The organism is Microcoleus sp. AT3-A2, from assembly GCF_036705685.1.
Lineage (GTDB): Bacteria > Cyanobacteriota > Cyanobacteriia > Cyanobacteriales > Microcoleaceae > Microcoleus.
This window is the reverse complement of sequence record NZ_JAUBVF010000014.1, coordinates 36962-51804: the sequence shown is the minus strand read 5'-3', so window position 1 is coordinate 51804 and position 14843 is coordinate 36962. Positions and strand designations below refer to the sequence as shown.

15 protein-coding genes are annotated in these 14843 nt (G+C 44.7%); 8 read left to right on the top strand and 7 right to left on the bottom strand.

Going from position 1 to position 14843, the window contains the following annotated elements:
* The first annotated feature begins 106 nt into the window (after window positions 1-106).
* Window positions 107-1114, top strand: coding sequence for a tellurite resistance TerB family protein (locus QUB37_RS11160; protein WP_333161867.1), 1008 nt, complete (start codon window positions 107-109; stop codon window positions 1112-1114).
* Between the two features lie 340 nt (window positions 1115-1454).
* Here QUB37_RS11160 and QUB37_RS11155 read toward each other — a convergent pair whose 3' ends face one another.
* Together QUB37_RS11155 and QUB37_RS11150 are read right to left on the bottom strand one after the other, a co-directional pair.
* A complete protein-coding gene (locus QUB37_RS11155) occupies window positions 1455-2021 on the bottom strand; it encodes an RNA-binding protein (RefSeq protein ID WP_333161865.1) in 567 nt (188 codons plus the stop codon).
* 1012 nt (window positions 2022-3033) lie between these two features.
* On the bottom strand, window positions 3034-5538 hold the full coding sequence (locus QUB37_RS11150) for a zinc metalloprotease HtpX (protein ID WP_333161863.1): 2505 nt from the start codon (window positions 5536-5538) through the stop codon (window positions 3034-3036).
* Window positions 5539-5801: 263 nt separating this feature from the next.
* On the opposite strand from QUB37_RS11150, the gene QUB37_RS11145 reads away from it, so the two are divergent.
* Window positions 5802-7127: a hypothetical protein gene (locus QUB37_RS11145; RefSeq protein ID WP_333161861.1), complete on the top strand. Its 1326-nt coding sequence runs from the start codon at window positions 5802-5804 to the stop codon at window positions 7125-7127.
* A 59-nt stretch (window positions 7128-7186) separates the two neighbouring features.
* On the opposite strand, the gene QUB37_RS11140 is transcribed toward QUB37_RS11145, so the two are convergent.
* The gene (locus tag QUB37_RS11140) at window positions 7187-7702 is read right to left on the bottom strand and encodes a hypothetical protein (protein ID WP_333161859.1); all 516 of its coding nucleotides are present in this window, start codon (window positions 7700-7702) and stop codon (window positions 7187-7189) included.
* 37 nt (window positions 7703-7739) lie between these two features.
* The gene (locus tag QUB37_RS11135) at window positions 7740-8738 is read right to left on the bottom strand and encodes a hypothetical protein (RefSeq protein WP_333161857.1); all 999 of its coding nucleotides are present in this window, start codon (window positions 8736-8738) and stop codon (window positions 7740-7742) included.
* Window positions 8739-9178: 440 nt separating this feature from the next.
* On the opposite strand from QUB37_RS11135, the gene QUB37_RS11130 reads away from it, so the two are divergent.
* Window positions 9179-9529 carry a hypothetical protein gene (locus QUB37_RS11130; RefSeq protein WP_333161855.1) on the top strand — a complete coding sequence of 117 codons (351 nt, stop codon included), beginning with the start codon at window positions 9179-9181 and terminating at the stop codon, window positions 9527-9529.
* A complete protein-coding gene (locus QUB37_RS11125) occupies window positions 9526-9939 on the top strand; it encodes a PIN domain-containing protein (RefSeq protein WP_333161853.1) in 414 nt (137 codons plus the stop codon). Before QUB37_RS11130 ends, QUB37_RS11125 begins: the two co-directional genes overlap by 4 nt.
* Before the next feature lie 262 nt (window positions 9940-10201).
* Here the strand turns inward: QUB37_RS11125 and QUB37_RS11120 are convergent, their stop codons facing one another.
* Window positions 10202-10471 (bottom strand): hypothetical protein, encoded by a 270-nt coding sequence (locus QUB37_RS11120; protein ID WP_333161851.1) that lies wholly within the window; start codon window positions 10469-10471, stop codon window positions 10202-10204.
* Window positions 10472-10559: 88 nt separating this feature from the next.
* On the opposite strand from QUB37_RS11120, the gene QUB37_RS11115 reads away from it, so the two are divergent.
* The 3 genes from QUB37_RS11115 (at window position 10560) to QUB37_RS11105 (ending at window position 11450) form a co-directional block, all read left to right on the top strand.
* On the top strand, window positions 10560-10724 hold the full coding sequence (locus QUB37_RS11115) for a hypothetical protein (protein WP_333161849.1): 165 nt from the start codon (window positions 10560-10562) through the stop codon (window positions 10722-10724).
* Window positions 10725-10863: 139 nt separating this feature from the next.
* Entirely contained in the window at window positions 10864-11127 is a 264-nt protein-coding gene (locus QUB37_RS11110; protein WP_333161847.1) for a type II toxin-antitoxin system Phd/YefM family antitoxin, read from the top strand.
* Window positions 11124-11450: a type II toxin-antitoxin system RelE/ParE family toxin gene (locus QUB37_RS11105; RefSeq protein WP_333161845.1), complete on the top strand. Its 327-nt coding sequence runs from the start codon at window positions 11124-11126 to the stop codon at window positions 11448-11450. Before QUB37_RS11110 ends, QUB37_RS11105 begins: the two co-directional genes overlap by 4 nt.
* Before the next feature lie 88 nt (window positions 11451-11538).
* Here QUB37_RS11105 and prfC read toward each other — a convergent pair whose 3' ends face one another.
* Window positions 11539-13167: a peptide chain release factor 3 gene (gene prfC / locus QUB37_RS11100; protein WP_333161842.1), complete on the bottom strand. Its 1629-nt coding sequence runs from the start codon at window positions 13165-13167 to the stop codon at window positions 11539-11541.
* 99 nt (window positions 13168-13266) lie between these two features.
* Here prfC and QUB37_RS11095 point away from each other — a divergent pair, with 99 nt between their 5' ends.
* Window positions 13267-13611, top strand: coding sequence for a DUF4870 domain-containing protein (locus QUB37_RS11095; protein ID WP_333161840.1), 345 nt, complete (start codon window positions 13267-13269; stop codon window positions 13609-13611).
* Between the two features lie 758 nt (window positions 13612-14369).
* Here QUB37_RS11095 and QUB37_RS11090 read toward each other — a convergent pair.
* Complete coding sequence (locus QUB37_RS11090; RefSeq protein ID WP_333161838.1) at window positions 14370-14825, bottom strand: DUF2127 domain-containing protein; 456 nt, start codon at window positions 14823-14825, stop codon at window positions 14370-14372.
* Window positions 14826-14843 lie beyond the last annotated feature (18 nt).

Sequence of the window (14843 nt, the reverse complement as noted above, 5' to 3'; positions counted from 1 at the left end):
TTGACTGGCGGGATTTTCCAAAAAGTAAATGTATCCCTGACGACTATCTTTTTATGTCATAAATTTGCTATGAATAGCAAAACTAAACACTAGCGGGGCAAAACCTGTGAGCAAGTTTGATAAAATATTCAATTCAGAAGACCAATCCGAAGCAAGCTTGACTTTAGAAGAATCCGTAGCAGCGGTAGCATTTGTGGCAGCAGAGGCAAATTCCCCTGATACGGATGCTGATATCTTAGAAAGCATACTTTGGGAATCAGAAATATTTGCTGAATACTCGGAAGATGATATGTCAGCAATGTTTCAAAGACTCGCCGGTATTGTCGCCCAAGACGGTTTAGGAGCATTATTTAATACTGCTGGGGAATCCATGCCCGATGAGTTAGTTTTGGATACTTTTGCAATAACCGCAGCAATGTTTGTCGCAGATGGCGAAATCTCTCAGAAGCACCAGGCTTTTCTTCAGGAATTCCAACAAGCATTAGGTGTGGAAGACGAGGAAGCAGCAGAAATTATTGAGGATGTAATTGCTGCTTACTCGGAAGTAGAGGGCGAAGAGTCTGATTTCGATGCGGCATGGTACGTATCTCCTGAAGGCAATTTTAGCGTTCCCATTCCAGTGGACGATCAACGAGGCGGTAAAATTGATGAGCAAGAAGGCTGTGTCGCATTTTCTGACGACTTTGGCGTTTTGCTGAAAATTGATTATTTCCCTGTTGCTGGTGAAGTTGAAGAAACAATCGAGTCGGTTGGCGAGGAAGGTTATCTCAAGTCTTTTCTCGACAATTTTGTTTCTCAGGCAATTCTTGCTAATGTTCCCAATTCTAAGTTACTCCACGCGGAATATTTAGAAGATGAAGAAGCTTATTTCGTGGTTTTAGATTTGCCTGCGGGTGCAACTATCAGCGTGCAAGAAAACGATCGCCCTCTGACTCGGTTGGATGCTTACCGGGGACTTATGGCTTTTATTGCTGATGATTTTTGCTACACGGTAAGCTGTCAGCGCATTTATCAGGAGGGGGATGAATTGGGTTCCCTGGAGTCTGAAGTTGAGGGAATTATGAACAAGATTTTTGAGTTTATTGAGACAATCGAATTCGGGCCGATCGAATAAAAAGGACTTGTTTAGACAGGCTAAAAACCTGGTTTCTTTCTAGATGTCTCGCTGCTCAACCCTCTATTTTCAGAGAAACCGGGTTTTTTTGCCAACCATTCTCAGAATATGGCATCGTGTCCGCTCGATCGACCAAAATCCAACTCTTTGGTAGTTAGGACTTGAGTTTTCATTACTTGCCCGATCGCACTTATTTTACCGCACTGCTAGATATTAGAGGTTTTTTACCAGAAAAGAGTGCGATCGAGAACAGGGTTTTTTGATCCATTCTCGATCGCACTTCCAGATACATTCAGTCAACCACAGTCGAGAGGCAGCAGCAATTAGCCGCCATTTTCGACTAATTAGTAGTCTGAGCTTCCACCAATCTTTGCTTGAGTTCTTCCAGAGCACTCGCCCAGCGCGGATCTGGCTGCACCGAGCCCGAATCAGCGCTCGACACCGTTGTTGCTGACTGATTGCGGCGAGACTTGTTGTTGTCACCCCGACGGCGATTGCTTTTGCTGGAACCGCCTCCACCTTGGGTAGGAGGAGCTGACGAGCGCTGCTGTTGCTGCGGCGCAGGTACAGGCATAGGCACAGACGCCGACGCCGACGCCAACTGTGGTGACTGCGGCGACTGCTGCTGATCGTCTTCGCCCTTCTCAGATTTACCCTTAGAGCGGGGCAATGCCTTCTCTATTTTCAGCGGGTTTTCTTTGAACATCAAGCCATTGTATTTCTCAATAACTTGGTCGGCTTGTTCGTCGGTTAGCACCGTCACAAAACCAAATCCTCTGCATTTTCCAGTTTTGCGGTCTGTAATTACCTTTGTGGTAACAGATTCGCCCTCCGGTGCAAAAACTTCTTGCAATTCTTGGCGATCGAGTTCCTTCGGTAGATTGCCAACATAAAGACGAATAGACATGAAAAATTCCTCCAGACTTGGATTTTAATTAATTTGCTCGAACAGAATTACCTAAAGTCAACTGCATATTGACTGCAGGCAAACACCACATAACCCGAGAATTGGCGCATTCCTCCCACCAACCTTGACAGATCCCCCCACCTTTTAGAACAAAAAGATGATTTACTCTGATAAGGCAGGAACTTAACCGCCGATGCAGAGAGCTTTTAAATCTCAGGTTGTTGTGTAAACTTTTAGTCATCACTCAAATGTTTAGGCTATTGGCTATTCTGTATTACTTGCTTCCGGTTTTGATTCAGAATGTTTATAGCCAGCGCCGTGTAGAAATTTATGTCCAAGGATGTCAATTGCAAGCGATCGGAATGCCAGTATTCAGTTTAATACAGTGATGGATAAAATGGCTAACATTTTTTCAGCCAGTAATCTTACCTCGTTCCTAATCTCGCTCCTAATGCTGAGAACTACTAACTTACCCGGTATCCCTTAAATCTGGCCCGGCAGAGTCCGAGCATTCTTTAAAGGTATCACAGCCTTGGTAACAGAGCTAGTTATTTAGGAAGATTTCAGTCTGAATTTAACGGAAACCACATCTGAATCACTTTTGAGAATTCATCCGGCACAGCAAAAATAGCGATCGAAAAAAAACAGCCGACAAGCGGCTGGCTGTACTTGCTGTGTTGGGATGTTGACAATTTTTACGCAATGCCTTAAGGGATTTTAGCCAACTGAAGTTATCGCGCTATTTGGTTCAATCCAATTCCTGTAAACTAATGTAACAGACTGCGGGCAAAAAAGCAACTTTTCTTTACGAATGAAGAGGCAAGTTCGGCAACGGATTTTGTAACGGATGTAACGGATGTAACGGATGTAACGGATGTAACGGATGTAACGGATAGACTGTAGGGTGCGTAGGGAGCAACTCCAGAATCCGATCGCCAATCCCCTGTTTAACTCAACACCGATCGAGGATGCGCGTTGTTGGCGACTCAGGCCACAATCGGACAACTATTCCTCACCTTGGGCCCTGGATAATGATGTATGCGCCCCAAATAGCAGCAGCAAAAGCCAAAATCGCAGACCAAATCGGATGTCCGCTGTCACTGACTCTCCCTCCTTGACTGCGGAGACTTTCAAGGTCGATCGCCACAGTAGCACCCCGGCGCAGCCAACCAGTCGCCACAACAGATGTTCCGATCAAATCGCTAGGGCGAGTAGTCTCTTTGAACAAAAATGGCCACAAAGAGCCAATGTAGCCAAACCTCGAAACATAGTGCAACCTCACCAACCCTGTCGCCGTCTGCAAAATCAAATCTTGTCCCAGCCAATTACTCATACCCGATCGACCCAAAAGTTGCCCTTCCAGTCGCACCGGTTCAGCATCCAGCGGTAAAGTATCGGGATTTGACAAAATTTCCGGCAAACTCGGCGAAGCGGTTTCTCGCGGTATAATATCCGGGAAGAAATAATTGATCCGCATCAAAGTACCGATAGAAAATCCGATCGGCAAACAGCCCCAAATAATCGATCGATCGCCCCAAAGCCAATCCAACTGCCAGATACTCGTCCTCGAAAAAATCCCCCCAATCAGCCAAAGCACTCCCACTATCGCCAAACTCATCGGAATTCCAAAAAACGGCGCACCCTGTAAAAATAGTTTTGAATCTTTAAATTCGAGTATTGACTTAAACAGAGATAATTTTCCTTTCCTGGGTTGTTCTTGCACTCCCGCGTTTGCCAAATCTAACTCTGTCTCTAGCTTCCAGAATTGAGCATACAGAGCCAACAGCTTCAAACGCTCTCCCAGCAAAGGATGCGCGCGGTTAACCGTCAACCAATTGCGCTCGCGATTGCTGACATCCCACAGCAAAATCTGTTCCAGCGGCGCGTGTAATGCAGCAGAACCAAGGCTTACAGCTTGTCCAACGCCTACAGGTAACAATAGATCGAAACTTTCGAGGAAAAAGCTAGTTTGTTTTTGCTGCTCGATATTATCAGCAATGCCGATCGCAATTTTACCGAGTGCCCGCGTCAAACCGTTAGGATTACCCGTAATTTCTGCAGCAGTGCGATCGCTAAAATACACTCTGCGGCGCGACAGCCACAACATCGGCCAGCGCAACAACTTATAAATCCCATAACTCGTAGCAGAAATTGCAGCGGCCACAAATTTGACAGCAGAACGCAAAAACTCGATCGTCATTAAATCGCACAACCGCTCTTGCCAGTGCGCCACCTGCCAATAAATCAGGTAAGGAATCTGAATCACCAGCAGCGCCAGGGACATCGGCGCAAAATCCCAGTGAGAGATATGGCCCAACTCCCGCGCGAAAATAGTAGCAATTTCATCATCCGTCAACTGTTCCAACAGCCCGCGACTCACAGCAATCCGAGCAAAACGGGGCAAACAGCCGTAACTGAAAGCTACAGGAACATTCAGCGGCAAGAGTTTCAACACCGGCACCGGCATATTTTGCTTCGTACAATAACTTCGCATTACCCGACTAGCTTCCTTGCTGTGCTTGGATAAAACTGACCCGCGCAGAGTTTCGATGCCACAAAACAGTTTCAGCAGCGCGTCTATCAGCCAGGGAGACGAGGCCAAAAGCAATCCAAAAACCATCTGAACAAACGGAGTTGGATCGCGGTAAAAAAGCTGAATCGGCGCGAAAATAGGCAGTCTAGTGAATATGTAAAGCTGAACCAACAGAGAATTAGTGTTTGTCAGCAAGAATTGCAGGACAAACCGGGCTAGGAAAAATAGGGCGATCGCACTTGCAACGGCTTGCAGCCGAAACTCCAGCAACTTCAGCGGTTTGAGCGCGCGCGGGCTTTTCGCGCGCCCTGCTTCGCGCCAAGTGAGTTGGTAAGTATCTGGGCTGGCGACTCCGGGGATATCTGTTGGGGAACCGGAACTATTTTCGCCGCTAATTTCTGTATCGGGTGCGGTTTCGGTCGAGTTTTCCGGTTCAGAAGTCTGGCTTGTGGGGGGTGGAGGTAGCGGGGAAATATGTTGTGATTTGGCGTTTCCAGGCTCTACAGCAGGCTCTAAAGGTAAAAATCCTGTTTTTTTATCTGCGGTCGGTCGTAGCGAAGCGGGGCGTAAGCCATCGCCCCCAATCGTTTTTTTCGGCGATTTTGTTCCGGCATCAAAGGCGACAAAGCCTGTTTCGGGGGGAGTTTCTGCGGATTTAGGTTTATTTTCCGGTGGTTTTGGGGGGCGAGGAGGGGTTAATTCTGTTAAAGCGCGATCGGCCCAAGTTTTGACTTGAGGGTTGGGACTTTTGGCGAGGGAAGAGCACAGGGCGATCGCCTTTTTGACATTACCGGTTGCTTTGTACGCAGCCACCAACCCCATCTGCGCGCGGATTCCCGACGGCTGATTAGCTGCGGTTTGGGTAACGGATTCTAAAAGGGCGATCGCCCGATCGTAATCCCGCGCTTTCAAAGCAGCTAACCCAGCCTCTAGAGCTTGTTTTGCAGATAAATCCGCCGAATTTTGATGGTTTGGAGATGCCATAACAGTGATTGCACTAGCGCCTTGTCTAAGATAGCTTGGGCGATCGATAGATTACGGTTTTAACACAGAAATTAGGACACGGCAGTGCCGTGTCCCTACAATATTATTTTGGGGTAGGGACACGGCATTGCCGTCTCCTCTTAGTCCCTACAATATTATTTTGGGGGTAGGGACACGGCATTGCCGTCTCCTCTATTATTCCGGTGCTCTTTCAATCACCGGGTTTTAATCTACAATTGAATTAAGTCCTCACCAATACATTTATGCCGATCGAAGACGACGATTTTGAAAGCGAATATATTGCGGACGATCGCCAACTCCAACTCTTCACAGACAGACACGAATTTACCCGCCGATTTGCCTTTTATTTAAACGAAGACCCGCCCCGCGAACAAATTTTGTATTTTTACGGCGATGGAGGCAACGGCAAGTCATTGCTGCTAAAACACTTACAGGTTAACTGCTGCAAAAGATTTTCGCCGCAGGTTTGGCAACAATTGCGCGCACTCCCAGAATCACAAGTCGCCGAAGTTGCTAATTTTGTGCGTGAAGCCAAAACTTATACTCCCATACCCGTAGTCAGGCACGATTTCGGATTGATACCGATTAAAGAAGATAAACCGCAAGATAGATTTTACGGCTTGCTGATGTTGCGGCGCAATCTGGCAGAAGCAGCAAAGAGATATAAATTTAAGTTTCCCAATTATGATTTTGCTTGCTTTTGGTATTTGCTGAACAAAGGCGAGTCAAACGCAACTCTAGAACAACTTTTCCCCAATGATGTCATGGAATTGTTGACACCTGTAATTGAAACTTTTGCAGAATTTCCCGTGGTGGCGCAAGCTGTAGCGGTGCTTAAAGGCATAGATAAATTGGGCGGGATTAAGCGAGCGATGAAATTAATTCAAAATCGCTTGGGGGTCAGCGACGACAAGGCCGAGGAAATTCGCCGCAAAGATATTGATACTGAGTTAATCGACTGTTTGCCGAAATTGTTTGCAGATGATTTGAATGCGGCAATGGCTGGCCAACACAAACCAGAACGCCTCGTCATGCTGTTCGATACTCACGAGAAATTGTGGGATGAAAAACGCAGTTTTCAGGGAATAAAATTTTGGTATCAAGATGAGTGGTTTCGGCGGTTGCTGAGGGCGCTGGATTTCAAAGCGGGGATTGTGGTTGCGGTTGCGGGGCGAGATTGTCCTGTCACACAACTGCGGTGGCCGAATGCGTCGAAGTTTCCAATTCCCAAAGATTATATAGAGAAACAATTAGTTTGGCATTTGTCTCCCGCCGATGCTAGGGATTACCTGCACAAAGTCGAGATTGACAAGGCAGATTTGGCTGAGGCGGTGATTAGATATGCCAGCGTCAATCCTGATGAGAGTTGGGATAATTTGCAAATACATCCGTTTTATTTGGGTTTGTGCGCGGATGTGGTGCTGGCAGAAAGAAAGCGGGGAATTGAGTTGCTGTCGTCGGATTTTGCGCGGATTCCGAAGTTTGAAAATAAGACTGCGGAGTTAACGGATCGGTTGCTGAGTTATGTAGATCGCGAAGTGCGATCGGCTGACGCACTCCAACATTGATTGATGTTGTTGGCGGCAATTTTTATTTCCACACCTGACAAGCTTTGTATCATTGTGAATTAACATGATATGGATAACTGCTGAATATAGTTGATAACTTCATCTTTACTAATTATTTCAGAAGTTGGCACACAATAAGAAGGGTAAATATAATGAGTTTCACCTGTCGCTGCTGTTTTGCGTTTATCTATTTTTGTACCGTATCTATCTGGATAAATAATCCACTTTGTACTGGGACGTGTTGGCGTTATTGCTCCCCAAGCTATTTTGGTATTTCGACAGTACCAAATAACTACTGCTGGCGGGTTTACCCATTGTTTACTTTCTACTTCACCGCACATCCAACCTTTATAACCGGGCGGTATTTGTCGAATCGGATCTGTAATAGACTGAAATACTGTTTTTACAGATATCCAAAAAATTTTATTGCCTAAATTATCATACACAGGAATATCTTCGTCAGTATTAAACTGAGTAAGAATAGACTCTCCTGTATTAATTCCCCGTTTCCTCAGTCCATTGCGAATAAGTGTTACAGCATAATCTCCTTCCGCTAAAAATTTTTCCCAAGTCATAAATACTTAATCATACTTTTTCCTTAAAATTTTATCATCAAAACTCATCTAAAACTTCTTCGTTTACATCTGGTAAAGAATTTTTCATTTGATTCATTTGTTCTTTCACCAATTCTATTAAACGATCGTTGCAGTATTCAGCAATTGCTGGATATTTGTCTGCCGTCTCTTCTAAAGGTGTTATCACACATGGATCGCTAATATCAATACCCAATTCTATCCACTGCCTAGTTTGCTCCACAGCTACATTGACCAGCTTTTCTAGTTCTGGTAAGTAGTTTCTTATCCCATTCAAAGGATTTAATTTCGATATTTCTTCTAGAGAAATAGACAGATTTTCTAGTTGCTTTTTCTTGAGTAATTTAAGGTCTTTATCTTTTGCAAATACTGAAAGAAGCGAAGATGTTCCCGCTTCTAATATTTTTGTATGAAGGACTGAAAAAGGTGGCCGACCTTCAACCGGAATATTATCCCAATAATTAGTAGCAAGTTCTCGAAATAGTTGATATGCTCTAACATAATGTAGGCAGGCATCTATCCCATCTTTTGTAGTGCTCGCTAAATTAATCAAACCCAGAGCCTCATACAATATTTGACAAGTCTTTAAATCCTTACTACAATCATCACTGAATTTTTTTATGACCTCCTTTAACTTTTCGTCTAAAGATATTTTCCAAGCATAGTTGCCAATGTCATAAAGTACGAATTCGTTAACCTCTTGAAACTTCTTTGATATTACAAATAACTCTTCAGCAGTTAAACGTTCACGTATCACTCCCTCCTCGGCAGATGATCTACTACTTCTTTCCTCTGACTTCGTATCCTTCGCGTCTTCGTGGTTAAATAATTCGATATTCTTCCAATGGGAAGGGGCTAAACTATTTATTTCATCAATTTTAGTAGTAAGTGTGGATATTAAACTCTCAAATTCAGCACTAACAAATTCCGTTTCGAGCTTTTGCCTAGCTTCCTCTATTTTCGTTTTAATACTAGAGGTGAGAGCTTCTTCAAAGCTATCCAAAACAAACTGTGTCATAGCATTTAACCTCGCAGCAGTTGGCTGACTTGCACTAACGAAAGTTAGTTTACTTGCATTTTATCACAACCACACGAATAGTGCATCAAAGACTGCTCGCACTTCCCGTACCTCATCCAAGACTTAAAAACAGAAAGTCCGCCTGTGCGGACTTCGTTTGTCTAGCGCCACACATCAGTCTGGCAGACTAATCACTCCAAATTCAACACACAATAAGGATAACGAGTCGTCACACAAACTACTGGCCCCACATAAAAACCCGGTTTCTGCCCACCCGCGCAGTCCTGAACGCACTCCGACAAAGAAACCGGGTTTTTTCCCAAATTTGCGAATCACCACCAAATATTGTCATAAAAACCCGGTTTCTGGCCACCCGCGCGTAAGCCCTAAATTTGCTACAATAGCCCTATAAAATATCAAAATATCAAAATATCAAAAATATGAACGAATCCCAAATACCGCAAATACCTTGGCTGCCCTTAAGCCGAGAAGCTCACAAACTATCAGTTACCGACAGATTAGCTCTAGTCAATGCGATTGTTGAGTCCATCAGACGGGAACTCAGACCCCCACAATCCCTACCAGATCACTTCGTGGAACCCATGACGGGGCTACCAAAAACTGATACACCACCCCCAACAAATACCGAAGTTAAAATTAGATTACGCCCCGATCGCCAAGGTGCAGCCAAGCGACTCAGAGGGCTCGCAAAAACCGATACGCCACCTCCAACAGATGCCGAAGTGGCAGCCATGCTAGAAGAACGTTTGGTGGAGAAATACCTAAAATGAAGGTATTAATAGACACCAACATTATCCTCGATAGTTTGCTAGAACGAGAACCGTTTGTAGAAGATGCTGATGCTTTATTTGAGGCGATCGAAAATGAGCAAATTGAGGGATATGTAACGGCAACAACCTTAACAAATATCTTCTATATTGTCAGAAGGCAAACTCGCAGCCTCGATCGCGCTAGGCAAGCTATTGCTGAAACACTAGCATTAATGAAAGTATCTGCAGTCGATCGCCACGTTTTGGCAATAGCATTTGCATCTAATTTAACCGATTTTGAAGATGCCGTGCAGTTAGCTTGTGCGCTGTCAGATAACTTGGAGGCTATTGTAACCCGCGATGCAGGAGATTTTGCTGATGCGACCTTACCAATTCTATCACCTAAAGAGTTATTAAAACGTTTGGAATAAGATTAATCTCACATCTTGCACCATTGTTAAGAACGGGCAAGATGCCCGTTCCACAATAAAATTGAGTCTTGTGGAACGGGCAAGATGCCCGTTCCTAAACAGGTAGTTGATAATGGTGCAAGATATCAGATTAATAGGACTTACGCACTCCGACAAAGAAACCGGGTTTTTTACCGAATGTGTGGGTCACAACCAAGTATTCTAGTAAAAACCGGGTTTCTGGCTTCATGCGTAAGCCCTAAAAACAACTTAACCTTGCAGCTTACCGCCCAGATTGTCTCGGCGATGTACCATCAGCCCGCTTCCGACGGATCAGCACGCTCATCACCTGCTTCGGATTCGCCGCACGTTGTAGGGGACTCCAATCGCCCACTTCTGCAAATCCCAGTCGGTACAAAGTGAGTATGGTTTCCCGGACACCCTTGGGCGAACCGACAACCGTTAACAGCACCACTTCCTGTTCGCATACTGCTGCTGAGTCGTCATTTGGGCGATCGGAAAAGTTGTCGTCAGGCACGAATTCCTGTGACATAATATGTTCTCCTGGTTTTGGGTTTTCTAGAAAAACCCAAAAACCCAGCCGCCCCGCATTTCAACACATAGCAGGGCGGCTACAGAGGATGTTAAGATACTCCGTTAGCCTCCAGACTGCTAGTCCCAGTTTGGCGGTTAGCTGTCCATTGCTGTTGGTAGCAGCTTTGGGCAGTGCAACTAGATTTTTGGGCGACGCGGGCTGCCTCCTCTACAAGCAAAGCAACCTCTCAATTCACAGCGTAGCCGCATAGGGGGCCAGCCGTCAACCGATTTGAGATTTTAGATTTTGGATCTTAGATTTTGGATTTACTCGTTACCAGCCGCTGACGCTGGTAACGAGTTAGTTGGGCCGAAATGCTAAATTAAAAGTAATGTTGCTTTAGTACAACCATGTCCAAACGACTCACCATTGCCCAAGCACAGCAGCAGCTTCCGAACCTACCCCAAGAACTTATCAATGAGCCTATCATCATCACTCAAGATGGCGTTCCCGTTATGGCTGCAATGAGCTACACGCATTTGACTGAACTGTTAGAAACCTTAGATATTCTCACCGATACAGAATTCGTTGCCAAATTGCGCCAAAGCATCACCCAAGTACGCCAAGGGGAAACTATTTCCTGGGAAAATGCCAAAGCAAAATTGGGGCTATGAATCACGAAGAAAATGCGATCGAATATGAGATCCAGCTTACGCCACTGGCACTGGAAATGTTGGAGGCAGTCAAAGATCGACGAGAACAGGAAAAATTGCGTGATCGCATTGATCAACTAAAATTTGAACCACAAAAGCAAGGCAAAGCCCTTGTAAATAACCTATCAGGATTTCGCAGCATCCGAGCTGTTGGACAGCGCTATCGTATAGTTTATCAAGTCGAACAAGATCGAGTTGTAGTTGTTGTCGTGGGACTAGGGAGACGTAAAGATGGTGACAAAAAAGACATTTACACCATCTTAGAAAAACTGTTAGAGCCGTGATTGTAACTTCTTATATCCGGCGTATTTAATCCGAATAAATATCATTTGTATGGACACAACAGTGTTGTGTCCTTTGCCTGCGGTAATCTCACTCCTCGCTAACAGCCAAACCCGAAACCACAGGGGCGATCGCATTTAACTTCAAAACAGGGTGCTCCCCTTCCACCTGGCGGCAATTCCACTCATTTCTAAACAGCAAAACCGGCCTTCCCCAAGTATCTTTCACCGTCACCGTATTAAACAGCCGCCCAACTTTTTCCAGCGCCTCCCAACCGCCGTCAACCCAACGAGCTACACTGTAAGGCAACATATCGATCGTCGTTTCCACATTATATTCCGACTGCATTCTGAACTGCACAACTTCAAATTGCAACTGTCCGACAGCCGCCAAAATTGGCTCGCGCTTCGACTCATCAACCGAGTACATAATTTGCACTGCGCCTTCTTCCTGCAACTCAGAAACGCCTTTGCGGAACTGCTTAAACTTAGAAGGATTGGGATTTCTCAAAAAAGCAAAAAGTTCGGGAGAAAAACAGGGAATCCCTTCATATTCCAGTTTTTGGCCGGTGTAAATAGTATCCCCGATCGCAAATACCCCCGGATTGTTCAAACCGATCACATCGCCCGGATACGCAACCTCGATCGACTCCCGATCCTGAGCAAATAACTTTTGAGGTCTTGACAAACGCACCGTTTTACCACTGCGAGCGTGAGTCACGTTCATGTCCTTTTCAAACTTGCCCGTACAAACCCGAATAAACGCCACCCGATCGCGGTGTCTTGGGTCCATATTCGCTTGCAATTTAAACACAAACCCGGTAAAATCTTCATAAGTTGGCGGCAAGTCTCCGGCGCTGCTCTTGCGGGCGATCGGCTTCATAGCGTAATCTAAAAACGCATCTAAAAACAGTTCGACCCCAAAATTGCTCATCGCGCTGCCAAAGAAAACAGGCGTCATTTTTCCAGCCCGAACTAAATCTAAATCGAGTTCAGTTCCCAACTCATCCAGCAGTTCTAACTCTTCTTTGAGCTGATAGTAAAGGTCTTGTTCCAACAAATCTTCAATGCGCGGATCGCCTAATTCGATGACGGTATCAACAGCAGCGCGAGAACCGTGTTTAGTCCGCTCGAATAAGTGAATTTTGCGCGCCCTGCGATCGAAAACACCTTTAAAGCGATCGCCCGTACCTATCGGCCAATTTACCGGATAAGTCTGCAACCCCAATTCTTTCTCAATTTCGTCCAACAAATCCAAAGGTTCTCGACTAGGGCGATCGAGCTTATTAAAGAAAGTAAAAATAGGCAGACTTCGCAGCTTACAAACTTCAAATAACTTCCGAGTTTGCGGTTCCAAACCCTTAGCAGCATCCTCAAGCATCACCGCATTGTCAGCCGCCGCCAGAGTTCGATAAGTATCTTCGCTAAAATCTTGGTGTCCCGGAGTATCGAGCAGATTAATGTGATATTTTTTATACTCAAACTGCAAAACAGTAGAAGTAATAGAAATTCCCCGCTGCTGTTCCATCGCCATCCAGTCAGAGGTAGCGTGTCGCTGAGCCCGCCGCGCTTTCACAGAACCTGCTTCGTGAATTGCACCTCCGTACAGCAGCAGCTTTTCTGTCAAAGTAGTTTTACCCGCGTCAGGGTGCGAGATAATAGCAAAGTTGCGCCGGCGCTCAACAGCAGTTAGCAGTTCAGTTTCGAGTTCTGTTGTCATCACAAATTAGGTAGGGGAATCATCACCCGATCGCCATTATAGCCTGTGCTACAGTTGCTATTAAAGGTAAAATTATCAATAAAGTCAAGGAAAAGTAATATGTACGACTCTGACAAGCGAAAGCTGCTATCACTGGTGTGCCACGGGGCGATTTTTTTCAGCACGTTACTGTTCTCGATCGGAGCGCCGATCGCTGTATTGTTAGTATCAGATGACCCCGTTGTCAAAGAAAACGCCACAGAAGCGATCAATTTTCACCTTAATGTATGGGTGTACAGCGCCGTAATTGTGGCGTTAACTGTCGTCACTTTCGGTCTAGCTGGCTTTATCCTAGTGCCCCTCGGTTATCTGCTGCACTGGGGACTGACAATAATGGCTATCCTCCACGTTTTGCAAAATCCTAACCAACCTTACCGCTACCCTTTTATTTTCCGAATAGTTTAGACAGAAAATCGCGCTTCACCATCGATTTCAACAACCCGATTTCTTCAAGAAGAAACCGGGTTTTTAATTGTTTTATAACTCACATTCGTTACCCCCAACTGGCAAAGACACTGCTTAAGTGACAAAGATGGTTGATTATCGGAGACAAGATTCAGTAAAAAAACTTAAAAGTTGGTGAAACTAAGCATCATCCAGTTGGGAATTCCAGAAAATTGACCTAACCTCCTGCGTGAAATCTTCTTAATCCATAAAAATTCAAAAATTAGAGCACAATCAACTATTAATTATGCTGTCTTCGCCCTGTTGCAGCGCTGTTGTGAACGCTAAGCTGAGCTTCCATTGATGTCGGTTCCCAAACTATGCTACCGCCTTTGAGTTATTTCGCAGAGTTAGGGGTGAGGTTCGATCGCTCCGAAACATCGTTTTTGCGCTAGCTGTGCTATTTTTGCATCGGGCGATCGTTCTATTGAAATTTTCCACCAATTCTATCTCTACCAGATGTCTTAAAACTTAATACAATATTTTGCCAATAAAAATCCCGCTCTTGTGGAACGGGAAAGCCATCAGGGTGCATCTATATATATGTCAGTATAACTCATAGGGGGTATAACCCCTCGTAGCTTTATAGAATCTTTACAATCACAAAATTTTTGTAAAGATTGAGGTTTTTATTTGACTGAGCAGCCGTTTTATGAAATTAAAATGGAAAATGCTGACATTTATAAAATCCAGTGAGTTTCCTCTGAACAATCAAAACTTTAAGCTCCTTTACCATGCTTCGGCCAATGGTGGAGCAAATACCATAAGATGGCTACATTTGTGATAAATACCGCTAACTTAAGTACCGTGATCCCGTGAACTAATTCATATATTTCAGGGGGTATACTAATGCTTACCAGCACTAAAACTAAGATTGTTGCCCAGTCTCTTTCGTACCACAAACCAACGGCTTCAACAGCAGTTAAAGTTGCATAAAGCGCTGCGGCAAGTCCGCCAAAAAATAATTTGTGAGGGTTGAGAATTATAAGTTTTTCTAAGATAAATTCAATAATTTTTAGTTTGGTTTCTAACAAATAAGATTGCGAAATTCGTTCTAAAAATTGAGGATTTTTTAAGGCAAAAAGCAAAGCAATTGAAGTTACTGCCAAGAGGGAAGCCACAAAGGTTTTGTAAAGGACAATTGCGATTAAAGCAGGAGCGTGATGTTTCTTCACCTTAATTCTCGAAATATC

Excerpts from the sequence above, each read along its gene's own strand:
- QUB37_RS11155 (WP_333161865.1), bottom strand. The coding sequence starts at position 2,021 with ATGTCTATTCGTCTTTATGTTGGCAATCTACCGAAGGAACTCGATCGC.
- QUB37_RS11150 (WP_333161863.1), bottom strand. The coding sequence starts at position 5,538 with ATGGCATCTCCAAACCATCAAAATTCGGCGGATTTATCTGCAAAACAA.
- QUB37_RS11145 (WP_333161861.1), top strand. The coding sequence starts at position 5,802 with ATGCCGATCGAAGACGACGATTTTGAAAGCGAATATATTGCGGACGAT.
- QUB37_RS11140 (WP_333161859.1), bottom strand. The coding sequence starts at position 7,702 with ATGACTTGGGAAAAATTTTTAGCGGAAGGAGATTATGCTGTAACACTT.
- QUB37_RS11135 (WP_333161857.1), bottom strand. The coding sequence starts at position 8,738 with ATGACACAGTTTGTTTTGGATAGCTTTGAAGAAGCTCTCACCTCTAGT.
- QUB37_RS11130 (WP_333161855.1), top strand. The coding sequence starts at position 9,179 with ATGAACGAATCCCAAATACCGCAAATACCTTGGCTGCCCTTAAGCCGA.
- QUB37_RS11125 (WP_333161853.1), top strand. The coding sequence starts at position 9,526 with ATGAAGGTATTAATAGACACCAACATTATCCTCGATAGTTTGCTAGAA.
- QUB37_RS11120 (WP_333161851.1), bottom strand. The coding sequence starts at position 10,471 with ATGTCACAGGAATTCGTGCCTGACGACAACTTTTCCGATCGCCCAAAT.
- QUB37_RS11115 (WP_333161849.1), top strand. The coding sequence starts at position 10,560 with ATGTTAAGATACTCCGTTAGCCTCCAGACTGCTAGTCCCAGTTTGGCG.
- QUB37_RS11110 (WP_333161847.1), top strand. The coding sequence starts at position 10,864 with ATGTCCAAACGACTCACCATTGCCCAAGCACAGCAGCAGCTTCCGAAC.
- QUB37_RS11105 (WP_333161845.1), top strand. The coding sequence starts at position 11,124 with ATGAATCACGAAGAAAATGCGATCGAATATGAGATCCAGCTTACGCCA.
- prfC (WP_333161842.1), bottom strand. The coding sequence starts at position 13,167 with ATGACAACAGAACTCGAAACTGAACTGCTAACTGCTGTTGAGCGCCGG.
- QUB37_RS11095 (WP_333161840.1), top strand. The coding sequence starts at position 13,267 with ATGTACGACTCTGACAAGCGAAAGCTGCTATCACTGGTGTGCCACGGG.